The sequence below is a fragment of the Streptomyces achromogenes subsp. achromogenes genome (assembly GCF_000720835.1).
Lineage (GTDB): Bacteria > Actinomycetota > Actinomycetes > Streptomycetales > Streptomycetaceae > Streptomyces > Streptomyces achromogenes.
This window is the reverse complement of record NZ_JODT01000004.1, coordinates 134,391-155,290: the sequence shown is the minus strand read 5'-3', so window position 1 is coordinate 155,290 and position 20,900 is coordinate 134,391. Positions and strand designations below refer to the sequence as shown.

General features: G+C 73.1%; 21 protein-coding genes and 1 pseudogene. 14 read left to right on the top strand and 8 right to left on the bottom strand.

Annotation, left to right across the window (positions count from 1 at the left end):
* Window positions 1–22: 22 nt before the first annotated feature.
* Together IH25_RS42140 and IH25_RS0105665 are read left to right on the top strand one after the other, a co-directional pair.
* Window positions 23–124 (top strand): annotated as a pseudogene (locus IH25_RS42140) (DUF779 domain-containing protein); the annotation flags it as partial.
* Between the two features lie 75 nt (window positions 125–199).
* Window positions 200–1,438, top strand: a complete 1,239-nt coding sequence (locus tag IH25_RS0105665) for a phosphodiester glycosidase family protein (RefSeq protein WP_209445275.1) — start codon at window positions 200–202, stop codon at window positions 1,436–1,438.
* 12 nt (window positions 1,439–1,450) lie between these two features.
* On the opposite strand, the gene IH25_RS0105660 is transcribed toward IH25_RS0105665, so the two are convergent.
* The 6 genes from IH25_RS0105660 to IH25_RS0105635 form a co-directional block, all read right to left on the bottom strand.
* Complete coding sequence (locus IH25_RS0105660) at window positions 1,451–1,645, bottom strand: hypothetical protein (RefSeq protein WP_030603951.1); 195 nt, start codon at window positions 1,643–1,645, stop codon at window positions 1,451–1,453.
* 102 nt (window positions 1,646–1,747) lie between these two features.
* Window positions 1,748–2,683, bottom strand: coding sequence for a phosphatidylinositol-specific phospholipase C/glycerophosphodiester phosphodiesterase family protein (locus IH25_RS0105655; protein ID WP_030603949.1), 936 nt, complete (start codon window positions 2,681–2,683; stop codon window positions 1,748–1,750).
* 150 nt (window positions 2,684–2,833) lie between these two features.
* Entirely contained in the window at window positions 2,834–3,907 is a 1,074-nt protein-coding gene (locus tag IH25_RS0105650; RefSeq protein WP_030603947.1) for an acyl-CoA dehydrogenase family protein, read from the bottom strand.
* On the bottom strand, window positions 3,904–5,085 hold the full coding sequence (locus IH25_RS0105645; RefSeq protein ID WP_030603943.1) for an acyl-CoA dehydrogenase family protein: 1,182 nt from the start codon (window positions 5,083–5,085) through the stop codon (window positions 3,904–3,906). Before IH25_RS0105645 ends, IH25_RS0105650 begins: the two co-directional genes overlap by 4 nt.
* Entirely contained in the window at window positions 5,082–6,053 is a 972-nt protein-coding gene (locus tag IH25_RS0105640) for an NADPH:quinone oxidoreductase family protein (RefSeq protein WP_030603921.1), read from the bottom strand. The genes IH25_RS0105645 and IH25_RS0105640 overlap by 4 nt, the downstream gene beginning before the upstream one ends.
* 140 nt (window positions 6,054–6,193) lie before the next feature.
* The gene (locus IH25_RS0105635; protein WP_030603900.1) at window positions 6,194–6,766 is read right to left on the bottom strand and encodes a helix-turn-helix domain-containing protein; all 573 of its coding nucleotides are present in this window, start codon (window positions 6,764–6,766) and stop codon (window positions 6,194–6,196) included.
* A 77-nt stretch (window positions 6,767–6,843) separates the two neighbouring features.
* On the opposite strand from IH25_RS0105635, the gene IH25_RS0105630 reads away from it, so the two are divergent.
* The 8 genes from IH25_RS0105630 to IH25_RS0105595 all read left to right on the top strand — a co-directional run bounded on the left by IH25_RS0105630 (window position 6,844) and on the right by IH25_RS0105595 (window position 14,727).
* Complete coding sequence (locus IH25_RS0105630; RefSeq protein ID WP_030603880.1) at window positions 6,844–7,773, top strand: NAD(P)/FAD-dependent oxidoreductase; 930 nt, start codon at window positions 6,844–6,846, stop codon at window positions 7,771–7,773.
* 29 nt (window positions 7,774–7,802) lie between these two features.
* Window positions 7,803–9,341, top strand: a complete 1,539-nt coding sequence (locus tag IH25_RS0105625; protein WP_030603871.1) for an ATP-dependent DNA ligase — start codon at window positions 7,803–7,805, stop codon at window positions 9,339–9,341.
* The gene (locus tag IH25_RS0105620; protein WP_030603867.1) at window positions 9,338–9,811 is read left to right on the top strand and encodes an NUDIX domain-containing protein; all 474 of its coding nucleotides are present in this window, start codon (window positions 9,338–9,340) and stop codon (window positions 9,809–9,811) included. The genes IH25_RS0105625 and IH25_RS0105620 overlap by 4 nt, the downstream gene beginning before the upstream one ends.
* 77 nt (window positions 9,812–9,888) lie before the next feature.
* Window positions 9,889–11,274 (top strand): NADP-dependent succinic semialdehyde dehydrogenase, encoded by a 1,386-nt coding sequence (locus IH25_RS0105615; RefSeq protein ID WP_030603864.1) that lies wholly within the window; start codon window positions 9,889–9,891, stop codon window positions 11,272–11,274.
* Between the two features lie 26 nt (window positions 11,275–11,300).
* On the top strand, window positions 11,301–11,534 hold the full coding sequence (locus IH25_RS0105610; protein WP_030603860.1) for a DUF6213 family protein: 234 nt from the start codon (window positions 11,301–11,303) through the stop codon (window positions 11,532–11,534).
* Between the two features lie 388 nt (window positions 11,535–11,922).
* On the top strand, window positions 11,923–12,987 hold the full coding sequence (locus IH25_RS0105605) for a type III polyketide synthase (RefSeq protein WP_030603857.1): 1,065 nt from the start codon (window positions 11,923–11,925) through the stop codon (window positions 12,985–12,987).
* On the top strand, window positions 12,984–14,198 hold the full coding sequence (locus IH25_RS0105600; protein ID WP_030603854.1) for a cytochrome P450: 1,215 nt from the start codon (window positions 12,984–12,986) through the stop codon (window positions 14,196–14,198). Before IH25_RS0105605 ends, IH25_RS0105600 begins: the two co-directional genes overlap by 4 nt.
* Window positions 14,199–14,205: 7 nt before the next feature.
* The gene (locus IH25_RS0105595; protein ID WP_030603852.1) at window positions 14,206–14,727 is read left to right on the top strand and encodes a cupin domain-containing protein; all 522 of its coding nucleotides are present in this window, start codon (window positions 14,206–14,208) and stop codon (window positions 14,725–14,727) included.
* Between the two features lie 40 nt (window positions 14,728–14,767).
* Here IH25_RS0105595 and IH25_RS0105590 read toward each other — a convergent pair whose 3' ends face one another.
* Window positions 14,768–15,997: an acyl-CoA dehydrogenase family protein gene (locus IH25_RS0105590; RefSeq protein WP_030603837.1), complete on the bottom strand. Its 1,230-nt coding sequence runs from the start codon at window positions 15,995–15,997 to the stop codon at window positions 14,768–14,770.
* Between the two features lie 164 nt (window positions 15,998–16,161).
* Between IH25_RS0105590 and IH25_RS0105585 the strand changes: the two genes are divergently transcribed.
* Window positions 16,162–16,806 carry a TetR family transcriptional regulator gene (locus IH25_RS0105585; RefSeq protein ID WP_030603834.1) on the top strand — a complete coding sequence of 215 codons (645 nt, stop codon included), beginning with the start codon at window positions 16,162–16,164 and terminating at the stop codon, window positions 16,804–16,806.
* Between the two features lie 18 nt (window positions 16,807–16,824).
* Here IH25_RS0105585 and def read toward each other — a convergent pair whose 3' ends face one another.
* The gene (gene def, locus IH25_RS0105580) at window positions 16,825–17,382 is read right to left on the bottom strand and encodes a peptide deformylase (protein WP_030603821.1); all 558 of its coding nucleotides are present in this window, start codon (window positions 17,380–17,382) and stop codon (window positions 16,825–16,827) included.
* A 153-nt stretch (window positions 17,383–17,535) separates the two neighbouring features.
* Between def and IH25_RS0105575 the strand changes: the two genes are divergently transcribed.
* The 3 genes from IH25_RS0105575 to IH25_RS0105565 all read left to right on the top strand — a co-directional run bounded on the left by IH25_RS0105575 (window position 17,536) and on the right by IH25_RS0105565 (window position 20,825).
* The gene (locus IH25_RS0105575; protein ID WP_030603819.1) at window positions 17,536–18,774 is read left to right on the top strand and encodes a Mur ligase family protein; all 1,239 of its coding nucleotides are present in this window, start codon (window positions 17,536–17,538) and stop codon (window positions 18,772–18,774) included.
* 21 nt (window positions 18,775–18,795) lie between these two features.
* Complete coding sequence (locus tag IH25_RS0105570; RefSeq protein ID WP_030603815.1) at window positions 18,796–19,524, top strand: type 1 glutamine amidotransferase; 729 nt, start codon at window positions 18,796–18,798, stop codon at window positions 19,522–19,524.
* Window positions 19,525–19,799: 275 nt separating this feature from the next.
* Window positions 19,800–20,825: a 6-phosphofructokinase gene (locus IH25_RS0105565; protein WP_030603812.1), complete on the top strand. Its 1,026-nt coding sequence runs from the start codon at window positions 19,800–19,802 to the stop codon at window positions 20,823–20,825.
* The last annotated feature ends 75 nt before the right edge of the window (window positions 20,826–20,900 follow it).

Genomic DNA, 20,900 nt, shown 5'->3' with positions numbered 1-20,900 from the left:
CGGGAGTCGAGGAAGCGACCGCTCCCGGCTGATCGTGGACGTCGCCCCCGGACGCGGCGGCTTCCCGCCGAAGACACCCGAGGGGGTACGTTTTCTCACCCGTTCTCGCGTCGTCGACGCGTAGTCGTACCACCGGACGCCCGAGTCTGCTGCACTGCCCCTGCACACGCAGGCAGTTGACGAGGCATCAGGAGGCACGGTGTCCAGACGGAACGGGCGTTCGGCGGCGGGCAGAGCTGTTCTCACGACGGTCACGGCGCTCGGTGTGCTGGCCGGGGCGTCCCTCGTGGCCGCGGCTCCGGCCGGTGCCGCGCCGGCGGGCCGGCGGATCGCGCCGGGCGTCACCTACCGGCAGTTCGACATCGACGCGGCGAAGGGCACGGCCCGCGTCCACCTGCTCACGGTGGACCTGGCCAACCCGCACGTCCGTGTCGGCCTGCTGTACCCGGGCACGGTCGCGGCCCGGGCGACGGTCTCCCGGCTGGCGGACTCGGCCGGGGCGGTCGCCGGGGTGAACGGCGACTTCTTCCACATCACCGAGTCCCAGCACCCCGGCGTGGCGGCCACCGGGGCGCCCGTCGGACCGGCCGTGGCGGACGGGCAGGTGCTGAAGGCGGCCGTGCCGAAGGGCCAGCGGTTCGGGCCCGCGCTGCCCCCGGGCACCGACACCCGTGAGGTGTTCGGCGTGGGCACCGACCGGCGGGCCCGCCTGGACCGCCTCTCCCTCACCGGCTCGGTCGGCACCCCCGGGGGCACGCTGCCCCTGAAGGGCCTCAACCAGTACGCGCTCCCGGTGAACTCGGTCGGCGCCTTCACCGCGCGCTGGGGCAGCGCCTCCCGCGAGCGCGCCGTCTGCGGCACCGACACCCAGCGCTCGGCTCCGTGCAGCGAGGACACCTACGAGGTGAAGGTGCGCGACGGCCGGGTGGTCTCCGCCGCCGGCGCCCCGGGCGGCGGCGCGATCCCCGCGGACACCACGGTCCTGGTGGGCCGGGAGGAGGGCGCGCGGAAGCTGCGCGAGCTGTCGGTCGGTGATCCGGTGCGGGTCACGCACGCCCTGACGGCGGCCTCGTCGGGGGTGCCGTACGCCTTCGCGATCGGCGGCTTCCCGATCGTCCGTGACGGTGCCCCGCTGTCCGGGCTGGACGACGAGACCTCGGCGGTGCGCACGGCCGTGGGCGTCAAGGGCGGCGGCCGGCAGTTGCTGCTCCTGGCGCTGGACGGGGCGGCGGACTACCGCTCGGGGCTGACCGTCCACGAGGAGGCGGACGTCCTGCGGTCGCTCGGCGCCGCCGACGCCTTCAACCTGGACGGCGGCGGCTCGACGGAGCTGGTGACCCGCGACCCGGACGACCGTGCCGTGACCGTGCGCAACCACCCGAGCGGCGGCGCCGAGCGGCCCGTGCCCAACGGCGTCGGTGTCTTCTCGGCCGGCTGAACACCGGCCGGTTCAGGGCCGCAGGCTGCTCACCAGGTCGGCGGTCGCGGTGAGCCCGCTGTGGATGGTGGGTGCCATGCTCGTACAGGCCATGTAGAAGCCGAACAGCATGCAGACCAGGCCGTGCGAGACCTTCAGCGCGCCACTGCGCATGAAGATCACGACCAGGACCAGGAGCAGCAGCACCACCGAGATGGAAATCGCCATCGGAACCTCCTCCGCCACGCCCCATGTGCGGCGTTTCGGGCGCAAGTGTGACGTAGCGGAGGGTTCGTCCGGGCGGCTGACACGTCCGCCGATCGTGTGGTCTTACGCCGGGGCGTGGGCGTCCAGGAAGGCCTCCAGCCCGGCGAGGTCGTCGGTGTTGAGGTGGTCCACCCCGGCGGCCAGCAGCTCGGTCCACAGGGCGTCCCGGGCCGGGCCGGCGGTGTCGGGGGTGGCCCAGAACCGGACGCGCTGTCCGCGCGCGTGGGCGGCGGCGGTGATGCTCCGCAGCCTGTGCCGCTCGGCGTCCGGAAAGGGTCCGGTGCCCGTCCAGGTGAAGTTCTGCGTCCAGTTGTCGCTGATGAGCGGGGCGAAGGAGGCCGGGGTGGGGCCGGCCAGGTCGGTGAGCCGGCCGTCGTAGAAGGCGCGCCGCTCGGTCTGCTCGGCCATCGGGGTACGGGCCGCCCGGTCGCCGGAGACCACGGCGGTGACCGGGCCGGGGTGGACGCGGCCGTGCGCGTACCGGGTGAACAGGTGCGGGTAGCGGCGCAGCCGGCGGTCGAGTTCGAGGTAGGTCGCGGCGCCCTCGGTCTTGATGTCGATGAGGAGTTGCAGCGGCCGGTGCGCGCCGCGGTAGACCGAGCCGTGCCGGGCGGCGACGCGGGCGGCGAGCGGGTCCAGGTAGAGGGATTCCAGGGTGCGGGACGGGTCGAGGCCGGACGCCTCGTGACCGACGAGGAGCCGGCCGCCGACGAGGAAGATGTCGGCTTCGACGCTGCCGAAGCGGTGGTCGAGGGCGTCGAGCAGGGGGCGTGGGTGCGCGTAGTCGTTGTGGGCGTGGGCCCGCCACAGCGGGCGGGGCCGCCGCCGGGGGTCACCGGCCGGCGCGTCGCTCGCGGCGCCGGCGTCACTCACGGCCGGTACGTCGCTCGGGGGCGCGGTGTCGCTCGCGGCCAGTGCCTCGCCCGTCGGCCGGGCGAGGGTGCCCACGAGGGCGGCGCCGAGGGTGGTGAGGGCTCCGCGACGGGTGGTGAAGGTCATGCACTGCCTCCCTGGGGTGTTGGGGACCGGGGAGAGTATGCGTGCGGGGGTGCCTCGACGGACCCGTCGCGACGGCGAGTTGGCGCGCTGTTCACTTCCGTCGCACGGAAAGCCCGCCCCGGGTGGGGCGGGCTTCACCGGAGGGAGAGGTCAGGGGGCCTGGAGGTCGACCAGTTCGGCCAGCGCCTCGTGGTGGGCGCCCGCCGTGCCGTAGGCGATCGAGTCCGCCTTGGCCCGCTTCAGGTACAGGTGGACCGGGTGTTCCCAGGTCATGCCGATCCCGCCGTGCAGTTGCAGCGCCTCCTCGGTGGCGCGTACGGCGACGGGGGCGGCGTACGCCTGGGCGACGGCCACCGTGACGTCGGTGTCCCTACCGGAGGCGAGGGCGTCGGCGGCGGCGCGGGCGGCGGCCCTGAGGTGGACGGTCTCCAGCCACAGCCGGGCCAGCCGGTGCTTGAGCGCCTGGAAGCCGCCGACCGGCCGGTTGAACTGCTTGCGCTCCTTCAGGTAACGGACGGTCTCCGTCAACGCCCAGTCGGCCACCCCGAGTTGCTCGGAGGCGAGCAGTCCGGCCGCGGCCCGCAGGGCGCGGCGTACGGCGGGCCCGGTGTCCCCGACACGGCGGCCGGGGGCGCCCGCCAGCCGCACGGTGGCCAGTGGCCGGGTGAGGTCCAGGGAGGTCTGCGGCAGGATGGTCACGGCGTCGGCGTCGACGGCGTACAGGCCGCCGTCGTCGGCCGGGACGAGCAGCACGTCGGCGACGGCCGCGTCCGCGATGCCGGTCAGCTCGCCGTGCAGGGTGCCGTGCTCCACCCGTACGGTCCTGACACCAGCGGTCGGCCCGGTGTGCAGGCCGACCGCCAGGGCGCCGATGGTGCGCCCGGAGGCCAGCCGCTCCAGCAGTTCGGCGTCGCCGCAGGCGAGCAGCGCCTCGGTGGCCACGACCGCGCTGGTCAGGTACGGCACCGGGGCGACGGCCCGGCCCAGCTCCTCCAGGACGACGGCCGCCTCGCGGTGGGAGGCTCCCTGGCCGCCCTTTTCCTCGGGCACCAGGAGGCCGGCCAGGCCCATGTCCTCGGCGAGCGACTTCCACAGGGCCCGGTCGTGGGGCGCGTCCGACTCGGTGCGGGCGAGCACGCCGGCCGGCGGGCAGTGGTCCGTGAGCAGGTCGCGGACGGCGGCGCGCAGCGCCTCTTCCTCCTCGGAGTACAGCAGGTCCGTCATCGGGCGAGGTCCTTCCAGGCGACGTCCTTGTCGGTGCGCGGTTCGGCGGGCAGGCCCAGGACGCGCTCGGCCACGATGTTCAGCAGCACCTCGCTGGTGCCGCCCTCGATGCTGTTGCCCTTGGAGCGCAGATAGCGGTAGCCGGCGTCACGGCCGGTGAAGTCGACGTGTTCGGGGCGGCGCATGGTCCAGTCGTCGTACAACAGGCCCTCCTCGCCCCGCAGTTCCACCTCCAGGCCGCTGATCTCCTGGTTGAGGCGGGCGAAGGCGAGCTTCATGCCGGCGCCCTCGGGTCCGGGCTGGCCGGCGGCGAGCTGCTGGCGCAGCCGCTCGCCGGTGAACCGGGCCACCTCGGCCTCCACCCACAACGACAGCAGCCGCTGGTGCAGTGCGTGGGTGCGCAGTTCCGGGCGTTCGCGCCAGGTCTTCGCGACGGGGCCGATCATGCCGCCCTCGCGGGGCTGGGCCATGCCGCCGATGGCGACGCGCTCGTTGTTGAGCGTGGTCTGGGCGACCCGCCAGCCGTCGCCGACCGCGCCCAGGCGGCGGCTGTCGGGGATGCGGACGCCGGTGAGGAAGACCTCGTTGAACTCGGCCTCGCCGGTGATCTGGCGCAGCGGCCGGACCTCCACGCCCGGGTCGGTCATGTCGCAGACGAAGTAGGTGATGCCCTGGTGCTTGGGCACGTCCGGGTCGGTGCGGGCGATGAGGATGGCCCAGCGGGCGAGGTGGGCGCTGGAGGTCCACACCTTCTGCCCGTTGACCACCCAGTCCTCGCCCTCGCGGACCGCGCGGGTGCCGAGCGCGGCCAGGTCGGAGCCGGCGCCGGGCTCGCTGAACAGCTGGCACCAGACCTCCTCCCCGGTCCACAGGGGCCGCAGATAGCGCCGCTTCTGCTCCTCGGTGCCGTAGGCGAGGATGGTCGGCGCGGCCATGCCGAGGCCGATGCCGATGCGCCGGGGGTCGTTGTCGGGGGCGCCGGCGGCTGCCAGTTCGGCGTCCACGACGCCCTGGAGGGAGCGCGGGGCGCCGAGGCCGCCGAGGCCCTCGGGGTAGTGCACCCAGGCGAGGCCCGCGTCGAACCGGGCCCGCAGGAAGTCCGCGCGGTCGGTGCTGGCGGGCGGGTGCTGGGCGAGCAACTCCCGGGTGCGCTCGCGCAGTTCGTCGGCGTCGGTCATGCGGCGGCTCCGTTCTCCGGTACGACGGCGATCCGGCCGGTGGTCACCCCGTCGGCGACCCGCTGCACGGCGCCGGCCGCGCCGGCGAACGGCACCCGCTCGCTGACCAGCGGCTTGACGGCGCCCCGCGCGGCCAGCTCGGTGAGCTGTTCGTGACAGTGCCGGACCAGCTGTGGGTTCTTGGTGTTGTACAGGCCCCAGTGCAGGCCGAGGATCGAGTAGTTCTTCACCAGGGCGTGGTTGAGGGCGGGGGTGGGGATGGTGCCGCCGGCGAAGCCGACGACGACGATCCGGCCCTCGAAGGCGACGACCTTGGTGGACTGGGTGTAGGCCTCGCCGCCGACCGGGTCGTAGATCACGTCGGCGCCCCGGCCGCCGGTGGCCTCCTTCACGGCGGCGACGACGTCCTCGGCGCGCCGGTCGACCACCACGTCACAGCCCAGCTCCCGGGCGACGGCGGCCTTCTTCTCGCCGCCGACGACACCGATCACGGTGGCGCCGGCCGCCTTGCCGAGCTGGACGGCGGCGCTGCCCACGCCCCCGGCGGCGGCGTGCACGAGCAGGGTCTCCCCCGCCTCCAGCCGGGCCCGCCGGTGCAGGCCGAACCAGCCGGTCTGGTAGCCGATGTGCAGGGCGGCGGCCTCGGCGTCGTCCAGGGAGTCGGGCGCGGGGAGCAGGGCGCGGGCGTCGGCGACGGCGTACTCGGCGAAACCGCCGTACGGGAGCACGGGGTTGGCGATCACCCGGCGGCCGTCCTCGGTCTCGCCGCAGATCTCCACGCCGGGGGTGAAGGGCAGCGGCGGGCGCACCTGGTACTGGCCCCGGCACAGCAGCGCGTCGGGGAAGTTGACGTTGGCCGCGCGCACCCGCAGCAGCACCTGGCCGTCGCCGGGCACGGGCCGCTCCGTCTCCGCCAGGCGCATCACCTCGCTCGGCTCGCCGTTCTCGTGCACTTGCCATGCCTGCATGCGGGGCCTCCACGGGACTGCTTCGTCTGACCGGGTCCGATCGCATACTAAGCGGTCGCTTGCCGATCAGGGAACAGCCGACGGGCCCCGAACGCCGCGTGGACGTCACGGGGTGGCCACCGGCGCGCACGGGGGCCGGGTCAGGAACGGGCCGGCCGCGCCCGTACGTGCATCCGCTCCCCCTGCGGCCCGAACAGGCTCAGGAACTCCACCGGCCCGTCCCCCGCCGGCCCGAACCAGTGCGGCACCCGGGTGTCGAACTCGGCCGCCTCGCCCGGCGAGAGCACCACGTCGTGCTGTCCGAGCACCAGGCGCAGCCGCCCGGACAGCACGTACAGCCATTCGTAGCCCTCGTGGGTGCGGGGGTCGGGCTCGCCGCCGCGCTGCGGTTCGACCACCTTGTAGGCCTGGAGTCCGCCGGGCTGCCGGGTCAGCGGATACAGGGTGCGCCCGTGCCGGGTGATCGGCCGGGCCCGCACCCGGGGGTCGCCGACCGGCGGGGCCCCGACCAGTTCGTCCAGCGGGACCTGGTGGGCCTGGGCGATGGGCAGCAGCAGTTCCAGGCTGGGCTTGCGCAGGCCGGACTCCAGCCGGGACAGGGTGCTGACGGAGATGCCGGTGGCCTCGGACAGCGCGGCCAGGGTCACCTGCCGGTCCTTGCGGATCCGCCGCAGCCGGGGGCCGACCTCGGCGAGAACGTCGTCGGTACTCATGACCTTATTGCAGGTTCGGCAAAGCTGTTTGTCAATGTGGCACGGCTTGGGCGACGGTCGGGGCGGAGGTGGTCACCATGACCGAGAACTACGAAGTGGTCGTCGTCGGCGGCGGGGCGGCCGGGCTGTCCGCCGCGCTGGTGCTGGGCCGGTCCCGGCGCCGTACCCTGGTCGTCGACGCGGGCGAGCCGCGCAACGCGCCGTCCGCGCACATGCAGGGGTACCTCTCCCGGGACGGCATGTCCCCGGCCGAGTTCCTGGCGGCCGGCCGCGCCGAGATCGCCCGGTACGGGGTGGAGCTGGTCCGGGGCCGGGTGGTGGACGCGAGGAAGGACACCGACTTCACCGTCGTCCTCGCCGGGGGCCAAACCGTGCGGGCCCGGCGGCTGGTGATCGCCACCGGTCTGCGCGACGAGCTGCCGGATGTCCCGGGCCTGGCCGAGCGGTTCGGCCGGGACGTGCTGCACTGCCCGTACTGCCACGGCTGGGAGATGCGCGACCTGCCGACCGGGGTGCTCGCCACCTCCCCGCTCAGCGTGCACCAGGCGCTGATGGTCACCCAGTGGTCGAAGGACGTACGGCTCTTCCTGCACCGGGTGGGCGAGGCCGAGCTGACCGACCAGGACCTGCGCCGGCTGGCCGCCGCCGGGGTCGCGGTGGTGCCCGGCGAGGTGGCGGGGCTGGAGGTCACCGACGACCGGCTCACCGGGGTCCGCCTTTCGGACGGCACGGTGCACGACCGCGCGGTGCTGTACGCCGCCCCGCGCGCCGTCCCGAACAACGATCTCCTGGTCAGGCTGGGCGCGGACCTGCGCGAGACCCCGTTCGGCAGCTACCCGGTGATCGACGAACGGGGTCTGACGAGCGTGCCCGGGCTGTGGGCGGCGGGCAACGCGAGCGGTTTCTCCGAGCAGGTGGTGAACGCGGTCAGCCGGGGCTACCGGGCGGGCGCGGCGATCAACGCGGAACTGCTGATGACGGACCTGGACGCGGCCGTGGGGGTGTAGACCGGGCGGCCCCGGTGCACTCTGGGGACATGCTGCTGACCCGGCTGGCCGAGGTGTCCCGGGAGGTCGCCGCGACGGCGGCCCGGTCCCGTAAGACCGCGCTGCTCGCGGAGTTGTTCCGGGAGGCCGAGCCGGAGGACGTGCCGATCGTCATCCCCTATCTGGCCGGACGGCTGCCGCAGGGCCGGCTCGGGGTCGGCTGGAAGGTGCTGGGCCGCCCGGTGCCGCCGGCCGCCGAGCCGACGCTCACCGTGCGCGAGGTCGACGCCCGGCTCGGCGAGCTGGGGGAAGTGGCCGGGCCGGGCTCCCAGGCGGTGCGGTCCCGGATCGTCGGGGAGCTGATGGGCGCGGCCACCGAGGCCGAGCAGCGCTTCCTGCTCGGTCTGCTCAGCGGCGAGGTCCGCCAGGGCGCGCTGGACGCGGTCGCGGTGGAGGGTCTGGCCCGGGCGACGGGGGCGGATCCGGCGGACGTACGGCGGGCCGTGATGCTCGCCGGGTCGCTCCAGACGGTGGCCGAGGCGCTGCTCGGCGAGGGACCGGCGGCGCTGGAGCGGTTCCGGCTCACGGTGGGCCGCCCGGTGCTGCCGATGCTGGCGCACAGCGCGTCGTCGGTCGCGGAGGCGGTGCGGAAGCTGGGCGCCTGCGCGGTGGAGGAGAAGCTGGACGGCATCCGGGTCCAGGTGCACCGGGACGGCGCACGGGTGCGGATCCACACCCGCACCCTGGACGACATCACCGGCCGGCTGCCCGAAGTCACGGCCGCCGCGCTGGCGTTGCCCTGCGAGGGGTTCATCCTGGACGGGGAGGTGATCTCCTTCGACGCGGCGGGGCGGCCCCGGTCCTTCCAGGAGACGGCGGGCCGGGTGGGTTCCCGGTCCGACGTGGCGCGGGCGGCCGAGGAGGTCCCGGTCTCCCCCGTGTTCTTCGACGCCCTCGCGGTGGACGGCCGTGACCTGCTCGACCTGCCGTTCGCCGAGCGGCACGCGGAGCTGGCCCGGCTGGTGCCCGAGCCGATGCGGGTGCGGCGCACGCTGGTCGCGGGGCCCGGTGACCTGCCGGAGGCGGAGCGGTTCCTCGCGGACACCCTGGCCCGGGGGCACGAGGGCGTGGTGGTCAAGTCGCTCGACGCGCCCTACAGCGCGGGCCAGCGGGGCGCGTCCTGGCTGAAGGTGAAGCCCGTGCACACCCTGGACCTGGTGGTGCTGGCCGCCGAGTGGGGCCACGGCCGGCGCACCGGCCGGCTGTCCAACCTGCACCTCGGCGCCCGCGCCGCGGACGGCGGCTTCGCGATGCTCGGCAAGACCTTCAAGGGCATGACGGACGCGATGCTCGCCTGGCAGACCGAGCGGCTTCGCAAGCTGGCGGTCGAGGACGACGGCCGGGTGGTCCGGGTGCGCCCCGAACTCGTCGTGGAGATCGCCTACGACGGCCTCCAGCGCTCCACCCGCTATCCGGCCGGTGTCACCCTGCGGTTCGCCCGTGTGCTCCGCTACCGCGAGGACAAGCGCCCCGAGGAGGCCGATACCGTTCAGGCCCTGCTGGCGGCCCATCCGGAGGTCGGGACATGACGGTGCGGACGGCGAAGCGCAGTGCGGGACTGCTGTTGTTCCGGCACACGGACAGGGGCCTTCAGGTGTTGCTCGGCCATATGGGCGGCCCGCTGTGGGCCAGGAAGGACGCGGGTGCCTGGACCGTGCCCAAGGGCGAGTACGACCCGGCGGAGCCGGCCTGGGAGGCGGCCCGGCGGGAGTTCCGCGAGGAGCTGGGGGTGGCGCCGCCGGACGGGCAGGCCGTGCCGCTGGGCGAGGTCGTGCAGCGCAACGGCAAGATCGTCACGGTGTGGGCGGTGGAGGCGGACCTCGACCCGGAGACGATCGAGCCGGGGACGTTCACCATGGAGTGGCCGCCGCGCTCCGGCCGGTTGCGGGAGTTCCCGGAGCTGGACCGGGTGGCGTGGTTCACCCCGGACCGGGCCCGTGCGGTGATCATCACGGCGCAGGCAGCGTTTCTCGACCGGCTGGCGGAGCACTCGGCCTGATCCGAGGACCTGTCGCGTTGCGACTTGCCGGGCCGCGCGCGAAGGTCGAGACAAGCCCGCTCCCAGGGAGGTCGGTCATGCCCATCGCGACGGTGAATCCGGCGAACGGCGAGACGCTCAAGACGTACGAGCCCATGGACGAGGACGAGCTGGAACGCCGGCTGGAGCTGGCCGAGGCCACGTTCCGCACCTACCGGACCACCTCGTTCGCCGAGCGCGCCCGGTCGCTGACCAAGGCCGCCCAGCTGCTGGACGAGGACCAGGGGGAGATCGGCCGGGTCGTCACCACCGAGATGGGCAAGCCGGTCCGGCAGGCCCGCGCGGAGGCGGCGAAGTGCGCCAAGGCGATGCGCTGGTACGCCGAGCACGCCGAACGGCTGCTGGCCGACGAGGAGCCCGCCGAGGCGGACGTGCGCGACTCGGGCGCCTCGCGGGTGCGGGTGCGCTACCGCCCGCTCGGCCCGGTGCTCGCCGTGATGCCGTGGAACTTCCCGCTGTGGCAGGTGGTCCGGTTCGCGGCGCCCGCCCTGATGGCCGGCAACGTGGGCCTGCTCAAGCACGCCTCCAACGTGCCGCAGACGGCCCTGTACCTGGAGGATCTCTTCCACCGGGCGGGCTTCCCGGCGGGCTGCTTCCAGACGCTGCTGATCGGCTCCGGCGCGGTGGACGACGTCCTGCGCGACGAGCGGGTCAAGGCGGCCACCCTGACCGGCAGCGAACCGGCGGGCCGGGCGGTCGCGTCCACCGCCGGCGAGATGATCAAGAAGACGGTGCTGGAGCTGGGCGGCAGCGACCCGTACATCGTGATGCCGTCCGCCGACCTCGACCGCGCGGCCGAGGTCGCGGTGACCGCGCGGGTGCAGAACAACGGGCAGTCCTGCATCGCCGCCAAGCGGTTCATCGTGCACACCGACGTCTACGACGCCTTCGCCGAGAGGTTCGTCGCGGGCATGCGGGCCCTGAAGGTGGGCGATCCACTGGCGGAGGACACCGAGATCGGGCCGCTGGCCAGCGAGCGGGGCCGTGACGACCTGGCGGAACTGGTCGACGACGCCCGGCACGGCGGGGCGACGGTGCTGTGCGGCGGCGAGCTGCCGGACGGGCCCGGCTGGTACTACCCGCCGACCGTGCTGTCCGGCATCACCCGGGAGATGCGCGTCCACCGCGAGGAGGCGTTCGGACCGGTCGCCACGCTGTACCGCGCGGACGACGTGGACGAGGCCGTGCTCATCGCCAACGACTCGGAGTTCGGACTGAGTTCGAACGTGTGGACGCGGGACGAGACCGAGGTCGAACGGTTCGCCCGGGACCTGGAGGCCGGTTCGGTGTACGTCAACGGGATGACCGCCTCCCACCCGGCGTTCCCGTTCGGCGGGGTGAAGCGCTCGGGGTACGGGCGTGAGCTGTCCGGGCACGGAATCCGGGAGTTCTGCAACATCACCACGGTTTGGCAGGGTGCGTGAGGGCCGCGCGGCTACCATCCCGTTCTGTGAACCGCGAAGTGACCCTGCCTCTGATCGTCGACGACCGCGGGGCCTTGCAGGTCTCCGCGGCCGACGTGAGTAAGTTGTTGCGGACCGTGGGCGCGCGGTGGCTGCATCTGGTCGAGGCGGGCGAGCAGGGGCTCGACGAGGACACCGTGGCCGCGCTGACCATCGAGCTGGCCAAGCTGGCCGACCGCATCGACGTCGCGTGCATCGCGCACAGCAGCGGGACGCAGTAGGCCGTCCCCGCCACGCCCGCCGAACGCCTCGCCCGCACCGCCCCGGCAGTTCGGTCGTGCCCGCCGGCCCGCCTCATGCCCCGGCCGCCTGCGGTCGAGGCGCCCGCACCGCGTCCCCGCCGCGTCCCCGCCGCGCGCCGGGTGCCCGCCGCCCACGGCCCGCCTCCCACACCGCCGGCCCCTGCGACGTAACGCCCGGCCTGCCGTTTTCCCTCGTCCGGCCGCATGAATCGCCCTGCGGGCCGGACCCCGGGGTCCCCGGTTCGGAGTAATCCAACGCGAGATCATCGCCCTCCCGGGTGACCGTGGGTGGAGCGCCCACAGAGGCGAACCCACCTTCTGACCGGCGGGCGAAGGCCCGTCGGAACGCGGAAAGCAGGGACGGTTCATGGCGACCTTGTGCAAGCCCTCGGTGTCGGTCCCGGAGTACGTGATCACGATGGAGGAGACGCTGGAGCTGGCGCGCTCCCGCCACGCCGACCACCCACAACTGCCACTCGCCCTCAGGCTGATCGAGAACACGGGCGTCAAGACCCGGCACATCGTGCAGCCCATCGAGGAGACCCTCAGACACCCGGGCTTCGAGGAGCGCAACAAGCTCTACGAGGCCGAGGCCAAGGCCCGGGTCCCCGCGGTGATCCAGCGCGCGCTGGACGACGCGGAACTGCTCACCAGCGACATCGATGTGATCATCTACGTGTCGTGCACGGGCTTCATGATGCCCTCGCTCACGGCGTGGCTGATCAACGAGATGGACTTCGACAGCACCACCCGCCAGCTCCCGATCGCCCAGCTGGGCTGCGCGGCCGGCGGCGCGGCGATCAACCGGGCGCACGACTTCTGTTCGGCCTACCCGCAGGCCAATGCCCTCATCGTGGCCTGCGAGTTCTGCTCGCTGTGCTACCAGCCCACCGACCTCGGCGTCGGCTCGCTGCTCTCCAACGGGCTGTTCGGCGACGGCATCGCCGCCGCCGTGGTCCGCGGGCGCGGCGGCCGGGGCGTCGAACTGGAGCGCAACGGCTCCTACCTGATCCCGAAGACCGAGGACTGGATCGCCTACGACGTGCGCGCGACCGGCTTCCACTTCCTGCTGGACAAGCGGGTGCCGACGACCATGGAGCCGCTCGCCCCGGCCTTGCGGGAACTGGCCGGCACACACGGCTGGGACGCGGCCGACCTGGACTTCTACATCATCCACGCGGGTGGTCCCCGCATACTCGACGACCTGAGCAAGTTCCTCCAGGTCGACCCGCACGCGTTCCGGTTCAGCCGGGCCACGCTCACCGAGTACGGCAACATCGCCAGCGCCGTCGTCCTGGACGCGCTGCGCCGGCTGTTCGACGAGGGCGGCGCCGAGGACCGGGCGCGCGGGCTGCTGGCCGGGTTCGGCCCGGGGATCACCGCCGAGATGACGGTCGGACGCTGGGCCGACGGGGACGGAGCCGGGCGGTGACCGCGCCGGCGCTGCCCGAGACCCTGCCCCCGGTACGGCACTGGCCGGCGCTCGACCTGCCCGGGACCGACTTCGACCCCGTGCTGGCCGATCTGATGGCGGAGGGCCCGGTCACCCGCGTCCAGCTGCCGCACGGAGAGGGCTGGGCGTGGCTGGTCACCCGGTACGAGGACGTGCGCAGGGTGGCGGGCGACCCCCGCTTCAGCCGGGCGGCGGTCAGGGCCAAGCAGGTCACCCGGCTGGCGCCGCACTTCATCCCCGAGCCGGGCGCGGTCGGCTTCCTCGATCCGCCCGAACACACCCGGCTGCGCCGCTCGGTGGCCGCCGCGTTCAGCGCCAAGGGCGTGGAGCGGGTGCGGGAGAAGGCGCGCGTCCGGCTGGCGGAGCTGGTCGACGAGCTGCTGCGCGGCGGCCCGCCCGCGGACCTGACCAGCGCGGTGCTCGGCCCGTTCCCGATCGCGGTGATCTGCGAGCTGATGGGCGTCCCGGCCGGCGACCGGCACGCCCTGCACACCTGGACCGGGCTGATCCTCTCCTCCTCGCACGGCAAGCGGATCAGCGAGCGGGCCAAGCGGGAGATGGCCGCGTACTTCGCCGAGCTCATCGGGCGGCGCGGGCACGGCACCGGCGAGGACGTCACCTCCCTGCTGGGCGCCGCGGTGGGCCGCGCGGAGATCACGCTGGACGAGGCCGTCGGTCTCGCCGTCCTCCTCCAGATCGGCGGCGAGGCGGTCACCAGCAACAGCGGGCAGCTCTTCTACCTGCTGCTGACCCGGCCCCGGCTGCTGCGCCGGCTGCGCGCGCAGCCGGAGATCAGGCCCCGGGCGATCGACGAACTGCTGCGCTACATCCCGCACCGCAACGCGGTCGGACTGTCCCGCGTCGCCCTGGAGGACGTGGAGATCGGCGGGGTCCGCATCCGCGCGGGCGAGGCGGTCTACGTCTCGTACCTGGCCGCCAACCGCGACCCCGAGGTCTTCCCCGACCCGGACACCATCGACTTCTCCCGCAGTCCCAACCCGCACGCGGCCTTCGGTTTCGGCCCGCACTACTGCCCGGGCGGGATCCTGGCCCGGCTGGAGGAGGAGCTGCTGACGGACGCCCTGCTGGACCGGGTGCCGGGACTGAGGCTGGCCGTACCGCCGGATCAAGTGCCGTTCCGCAAGGGCGCGTTGATCCGGGGGCCCGAGGCCCTGCCGGTGACGTGGTGAGCCGCTCATGACCGAGACCGAGGGACTGTACGTGCCACCGGGGCACGGCCGTGTCGTCGAGACCCCGGCCCAGCGGGTGACGTTCAAGGTCACCGGCACCCATTCGCGGATGGCCTCCACCTTCGAGGTGGAGGTGCCGCCCGGCTTCGATGTGGGCGCCCATGTGCACACGCGCAGCGAGGAGTTGTTCTACGTCCTGGAAGGGGAGCTGGACGTCCTCGCCTTCGAGCCGCGCATCCGTACCCCCGACAACTGGCAGAAGTGGCAGTCGCCTTCGGGCAGCCGGGTGGTGCGCGCGACGCCGGGCACGGTGATCGTCGTACCGCCGGGCTGCCCCCACGCCTTCGCCAATCCGACGGAGAGCCCGGCGAAGATGTTCTTCCAGGCGTCTCCCCCGCCGGACCACGAACGCTACTTCGAGGAACTGCTGGAGATCCTGGCCGACGGGGGCCCGCCGGACCAGGAGGCGATCGAGGCGCTGCGGGCGAAGTACGACATCGAGCAGCTCACCCCGCTGAAGCACCGGTGAGCGGGCGGAGCCGTCCGCGGCAGACGGTTCCGCCCCGCCGTCACCGGATGGACATGCCCGACAGGGTCCGGGCGATGACCAGCCGCTGGATCTCGCTGGTCCCCTCGAAGATGGTGTAGATCGCGGCGTCCCGGTGCATCCGCTCCACCGGGTACTCGCGCGTGTACCCGTTGCCGCCCAGGATCTGGATGGCCTGCGCGGTCACCTTCTTCGCGGTCTCGCTCGCGAACAGCTTGGACATGGACCCCTCGGCCGCGGTGAACGGCTTGCCGTTGACGGCCATCCAGGAGGCCCGCCACACCAGCAGCCGTGCCGCGTCGATCTGCGTGCGCATGTCGGCGAGCTGGAAGGCCACGCCCTGGTTGTCGATGATCGGCCGTCCGAACTGCTCGCGGTTCTTCGCGTAGTCGAGCGCGACCTCGTAGGCGGCCCGGGCGGTGCCCACGGCCATGGCGCCGACAGCCGGCCGGGACGCCTCGAACGTGGCCATCGCCGCGTTCCTCACGCGCTCACCCCCAACCGCCTTCACCTTCTCCCGGGCCCGGGCCAGCCGCTCGTCCAGCTTCTCCTTGCCGCCGAGCAGGCAGGAGCCGGGCACCCGCACGTCGTCCAGGACCACCTCGGCGGTGTGGGAGGCGCGGATGCCGTGCTTCTTGAACTTCTGCCCCTGGGACAGGCCGGGCGTGCCCGGCGGGACGATGAAGGAGGCGTGGCCCTTGGAGCCCAGCTCCGGGTCGACGACGGCGACGACCACGTGGACGTTGGCGATGCCGCCGTTGGTCGCCCAGGTCTTCGTGCCGTTGATCACCCACTCGTCCTTGGCCTCGTCGTAGACGGCGCGGGTGCGCATGGAGGCCACGTCGGAGCCGGCGTCGGGCTCGGAGGAGCAGAACGCGGCGACCTTGACGTCGTTCTGGTCGCCGTACATCTGCGGGATCCAGGTGCCGATCTGCTCGTCGGTGCCGTTGGCGAGGACGCCCACGGCGGCGAGGCCGGTGCCCACGATGGACAGGGCGATGCCCGCGTCCCCCCAGAACAGCTCCTCCATCGCCATCGGGATGCCGAGGCCGGTGGGGTCGAAGTACTGCTGCGCGTAGAAGTCGAGGGAGTAGATGCCGACCTTCGCGGCCTCCTGGATGACGGGCCAGGGCGTCTCCTCGCGCTCGTCCCACTCGGCCGCCGCCGGGCGGATCACGTCCGCGGCGAAGCCATGGAGCCAGTCCCGGACTTCCTTCTGCTCGTCGTTGAGCTCCATGGTGAACTCGGCCATGTCCCCTCCAGCGGCGGTTGCCACGTTACTAACGGTAACGCGAGTCTGTTACCGGCCGGTAGGATTGTCAACCGCCGAGCCCCTCGGCCTCCCGTTCGATGCCGGGGGTGCCGTCAGTGTTAGTTTGCGCAGGCGTCACCGAATCAGCACGGGTGGGAGAGCACATGGACACCACACAGCGGACCGAGCAGCAGCGGTCCGCCGACCGACGACGGCGCGAGCTGCTGGAGGCCGCCGACCGGGTGGTGCTGCGCGACGGCCCGCAGGCGTCGATGAACGCGATCGCGGCGGAAGCGGGGATCACCAAACCGATCCTGTACCGGCACTTCGGCGACAAGGGCGGTCTGTACGCGGCCCTGGCCCAGCGGCACACCGACGCCCTGCTGGCCTCGCTGCGGGCGGCGCTGGACGCGCCGGCCGAGCGGCGCGAGCGGGTCGAGTCCACCCTCGACACCTACCTCGCCGCGATCGAGGCACGGCCCCAGGTGTACCGGTTCCTGATGCATCCGGCCGAGGGCGGTGCCGGCGGGGAGCAGGGCTTCGACGTCGGCAAGCACTCCGTGCCGCTGCTGCGGCGGATGGGCGAGGAGCTGGCCCAGGTCATCGAGGAGCGGGTGGACCTCGGCCCGGACAGCCGGCAGCTGGCCCGGGTATGGGGCCACGGGATCGTCGGGATGATGCACGCGGCCGGCGACTGGTGGCTGGGCGAACGCCCCTGCTCCCGGGCCGAGTTGGTGCGCTCCCTCGCCGACCTGCTGTGGGGCCGGCTGGCCGCCGCCGGGGACCGCCTGGGCGGCCCGGGGTTCTGACGGCCGCCGGCCGCCAACCTACCCTGCCGTACCGCTCCCCCGGTGCCAGGGGGCGCGGGAGACCTGCCGCATCAGCTTCCGGTGCCGCCACCCCGTCAGCCGGTCCGCGTAGATCTCTCCCTCCAGGTGGTCGTACTCGTGCTGGAGACACCGGGCGAAGAAGCCGGTGCCGTGCACGGTGACGGGCTCCCCGGTCACCGTCCGGCCCTCGATCACCGCGTGGTCGTAGCGCTCGGTGCCCGCTTCCAGACCCGGCAGCGACAGACAGCCCTCCGGACCCCGGATCACCACGCCGTCCGCCTCCACCAGCCGTGGATTCACCACATGACCCAGGTGGCGCACGTCCTCGTCGTCGGGGCAGTCGTAGACGAACACCCGCAAGGGCACGCCCACTTGGTTCGCCGCCAGCCCGACCCCGCCCGCCGCGTACATCGTGGCGAACAGGTCCTGAACGAGGTCCGCGAGGGCGGGGCCGAAGTCGGTGACGTCCCGGCAGGGCTCGCGCAGCGCCGCGTCGCCGAGCAGGGTGAGGGGCCGGACGCGCCCGCGGGCGCCCGGAATGGAACCGTGTCGCATGGCGGCAAGGGTACGGTTCCTTCAGCTCATGCCCGCCGCGCGAAGGCGTGGGCCGGAATTCGGGTGTGTGAACGGATCTCGATAGGCTGAGGGTCCCACCACGCTGCCGGATGGCCCCAGGCGCGGCGCGTACGCAAGGAGGATCGAGAACTGATGGCAGGCAACTCGGACCCGCTCTCGCCGCGGGCCAAGCTGGCCGTGACCGCGGGCAAGGCGGTCGCTGCGGCATCGCGCGCCGCAGGGCGCGGCAGCGGGTCGGTGATCGGTGGCCGGGTCGCGCTGAAACTCGACCCCGACCTGCTCGGACGGCTCGCCCAGAACCTGGACGTCGTCCTGGTGTCGGCGACCAACGGCAAGACCACCACCACCCGGCTCATCGCCGAGGCGCTGCGCGCCGCGGGCCCGGTCGTGTCGAACGCGCTCGGCGCCAACATGCCGGCCGGCATCACCTCGGCGCTGGCAGGCGGCTCGGACGCGAAGTTCGGCGTCATCGAGGTCGACGAGAAGTACCTGGCCGGAGTGGCCCGGGACACCGACCCCAAGTGCATCGCGCTGCTGAACCTCTCCCGGGACCAGCTGGACCGCGCGGCCGAGACCCGGATGCTCGCCGAGAACTGGCGCGAGGGCCTGGCCGGCTCCAAGGCGGTCGTCGTCGCCAACTGCGACGACCCGCTGGTGGTGTGGGCCGCGTCCTCCTCCCCGAACGTGGTCTGGGTCGCGGCCGGCCAGATGTGGAAGGACGACGCCTGGTCCTGCCCGTCGTGCGGCGGTGTGATGCAGCGCCCCGGTGACGACTGGTTCTGCGGTGAGTGCGGCTTCCGCCGGCCCACGCCGACCTGGGCTCTGTCCGGCGACCACGTGCTGGACCCGCACGGGTCCGCCTGGCCGATCCACCTCCAGCTGCCGGGCCGCGCCAACAAGGCCAACGCCGCGTCCTCCGCGGCCGTCGCCGCCGTCTTCGGGGTGCCGCCGCAGGTCGCCCTGGAGCGGATGTACCAGGTGCAGGCGGTGGCCGGCCGGTACGACGTGGTGCAGTTCCAAAGCCGTGACCTCCGGCTGCTGCTGGCCAAGAACCCGGCCGGCTGGCTGGAGACGTTCTCCCTGATCGACCCGCCGCCGGCGCCGGTGATCCTGTCCGTGAACGCGCGCGGGGCCGACGGCACCGACACCTCCTGGCTGTGGGACGTCGACTACACCCGGCTGACCGGCCACCCGATCTTCGTCATCGGTGACCGGAAGCTGGACCTCGCCGTGCGTCTGGAGGTCGCGAACCAGCACTTCCAGGTCTGCGACAACCTCGACCAGGCCGTGCAGATGTGCCCGCCGGGCCGGATCGAGGTCATCGCGAACTACACCGCGTTCCAGGACCTGCGCCGCCGCGTCGGCAACTGATCTTCGAAGGGCGATCACCTCATGAGCGACAACCAACTGCGGCTGGTGTGGATCTACCCGGACCTGCTGAGCACCTACGGCGACCAGGGCAACGCCCTCGTCGTGGAGCGCCGGGCCCGGCAGCGCGGCCTGGACGTGGCCCGGCTCGACGTGCGCAGCGACCAGCCGATCCCGACCTCCGGTGACATCTATCTCATCGGCGGCGGCGAGGACCGTCCGCAGCGGCTCGCGGCCGAGCGGCTGCGCCGGGACGGGCATCTGCACCGCGCGGTGGAGAACGGCGCGATCGTGTTCTCCGTGTGCGCCGGCTACCAGATCCTCGGCCACGAGTTCATCAACGACCTCGGCCAGCGCGAGCCGGGCCTCGGCCTGCTCGACGTGGTGTCGGTGCGCGGCGAGGGCGAGCGGTGCGTCGGTGACGTGCTCGCGGACATCGACCCGCAGCTCGGGCTGCCCCAGCTGACCGGCTTCGAGAACCACCAGGGCGTCACCCACCTCGGCCCGACGGCACGCCCCTTCGCCCGGGTGACGATCGGCAAGGGCAACGGCACCGGCGACGGCACCGAGGGCGCGTACAACGGCACGGTCTTCGGCACGTACATGCACGGGCCGGTGCTCGCCCGCAACCCGCTGATCGCCGACCTGCTACTAAAGCTGGCCCTGGACGTCAACGCGCTGCCGCCGATCGACGACCGCTGGTACGAGGCGCTGCGCAACGAGCGCATCGCGGCGGCCCAGCAGCCCGCGTAACCGGCCGGAGAGGGGCGGCGGGTTCGGCAGCCCGCGTAACCGGCCGGAAAAGGGCGGAACGGCAGCCTCCGTAACCGTCCCTTCAACGGGAGGTCAGCATGGTCCGGCAGACTCCCGGCGGGCCCGCCTGACGGCTCGTCCGCTCACATGTGCGGGCGCGTCCAGCAGGCGGACGCCCGCTGTGGAGTCACCCCCTCACGCCGGTAGGGTGGCCGGGAATCCGCCGGACAACGTGGTCCGGTCACCCGGCCCACGTTGAGAAGGTAATTCGGGCTATGCGCATTGGTGTCCTCACGTCCGGCGGCGACTGCCCCGGCCTGAATGCCGTCATCCGGTCCGTCGTGCACCGTGCCGTCGTCGACCACGGCGACGAGGTCATCGGTTTCCGGGACGGCTGGAAGGGCCTCCTGGAGTGCGACTACCGCAAGCTCGACCTGGACGCCGTGTCCGGCATCCTGGCCCGCGGCGGCACCATCCTCGGCTCCTCCCGGGTCCGCCCGGAGCACCTGCGGGACGGCGTGGAGCGGGCCCGGGGCCATGTCGCGGAGCTGGGCCTGGACGCGATCATCCCGATCGGCGGCGAGGGCACCCTGAAGGCGGCCCGGCTGCTCTCGGACAACGGCCTGCCCATCGTGGGCGTGCCCAAGACCATCGACAACGACATCGCGGTCACCGATGTCACCTTCGGCTTCGACACCGCGGTGACCGTGGCGACCGAGGCCCTGGACCGGCTGAAGACCACCGCCGAGTCCCATCAGCGGGTGCTCATCGTGGAGGTCATGGGCCGGCACACCGGCTGGATCGCGCTGCACTCCGGCATGGCGGCCGGCGCCCACGCCGTCGTCGTGCCCGAGCGGCCCTTCGACATCGAGGAGCTGACGCGGAAGGTCGGCGAGCGGTTCGCGGCCGGCAAGCGGTTCGCCATCGTGGTCGCCGCGGAGGGCGCCAAGCCGCGCCCCGGCACCATGGACTTCGACGAGGGCGGCAAGGACGTCTACGGCCACGAGCGCTTCGCGGGCATCGCCCGGCAGCTGTCGGTCGAGCTGGAGCAGCGGCTCGGCAAGGAGGCCCGGCCGGTGATCCTCGGGCATGTGCAGCGGGGCGGGACGCCCACGGCGTACGACAGGGTGCTGGCCACGCGGTTCGGATGGCACGCGGTGGAGGCCGTGCACCGGGGGGAGTTCGGCGCGATGACCGCGCTGCGGGGGACCGACATCGTCATGGTGCCGCTGGCCGACGCCGTGGAGACGCTGAAGACGGTTCCCGCCGAGCGGTACGACGAGGCGGAGTGCGTTCTGTAGTCCGCGGACGCCTTTTCGTTCAGGGGAGAACAATCCGCCCCCGGTCGCAGTCGGGACCGGGGGCGGTTCTACTCT

Coding starts and splice junctions, on each gene's coding strand:
- IH25_RS0105640 (WP_030603921.1), bottom strand. CDS start 6,053: ATGCAGGCATGGCAAGTGCACGAGAACGGCGAGCCGAGCGAGGTGATG.
- IH25_RS0105590 (WP_030603837.1), bottom strand. CDS start 15,997: ATGGCCGAGTTCACCATGGAGCTCAACGACGAGCAGAAGGAAGTCCGG.
- IH25_RS0105625 (WP_030603871.1), top strand. CDS start 7,803: ATGCTGCTGACCCGGCTGGCCGAGGTGTCCCGGGAGGTCGCCGCGACG.
- IH25_RS0105585 (WP_030603834.1), top strand. CDS start 16,162: ATGGACACCACACAGCGGACCGAGCAGCAGCGGTCCGCCGACCGACGA.
- IH25_RS0105620 (WP_030603867.1), top strand. CDS start 9,338: ATGACGGTGCGGACGGCGAAGCGCAGTGCGGGACTGCTGTTGTTCCGG.
- IH25_RS0105570 (WP_030603815.1), top strand. CDS start 18,796: ATGAGCGACAACCAACTGCGGCTGGTGTGGATCTACCCGGACCTGCTG.
- IH25_RS0105605 (WP_030603857.1), top strand. CDS start 11,923: ATGGCGACCTTGTGCAAGCCCTCGGTGTCGGTCCCGGAGTACGTGATC.
- IH25_RS0105655 (WP_030603949.1), bottom strand. CDS start 2,683: ATGACCTTCACCACCCGTCGCGGAGCCCTCACCACCCTCGGCGCCGCC.
- IH25_RS0105630 (WP_030603880.1), top strand. CDS start 6,844: ATGACCGAGAACTACGAAGTGGTCGTCGTCGGCGGCGGGGCGGCCGGG.
- IH25_RS0105615 (WP_030603864.1), top strand. CDS start 9,889: ATGCCCATCGCGACGGTGAATCCGGCGAACGGCGAGACGCTCAAGACG.
- IH25_RS0105565 (WP_030603812.1), top strand. CDS start 19,800: ATGCGCATTGGTGTCCTCACGTCCGGCGGCGACTGCCCCGGCCTGAAT.
- IH25_RS0105660 (WP_030603951.1), bottom strand. CDS start 1,645: ATGGCGATTTCCATCTCGGTGGTGCTGCTGCTCCTGGTCCTGGTCGTG.
- def (WP_030603821.1), bottom strand. CDS start 17,382: ATGCGACACGGTTCCATTCCGGGCGCCCGCGGGCGCGTCCGGCCCCTC.
- IH25_RS0105575 (WP_030603819.1), top strand. CDS start 17,536: ATGGCAGGCAACTCGGACCCGCTCTCGCCGCGGGCCAAGCTGGCCGTG.
- IH25_RS0105635 (WP_030603900.1), bottom strand. CDS start 6,766: ATGAGTACCGACGACGTTCTCGCCGAGGTCGGCCCCCGGCTGCGGCGG.
- IH25_RS0105595 (WP_030603852.1), top strand. CDS start 14,206: ATGACCGAGACCGAGGGACTGTACGTGCCACCGGGGCACGGCCGTGTC.
- IH25_RS0105645 (WP_030603943.1), bottom strand. CDS start 5,085: ATGACCGACGCCGACGAACTGCGCGAGCGCACCCGGGAGTTGCTCGCC.
- IH25_RS0105650 (WP_030603947.1), bottom strand. CDS start 3,907: ATGACGGACCTGCTGTACTCCGAGGAGGAAGAGGCGCTGCGCGCCGCC.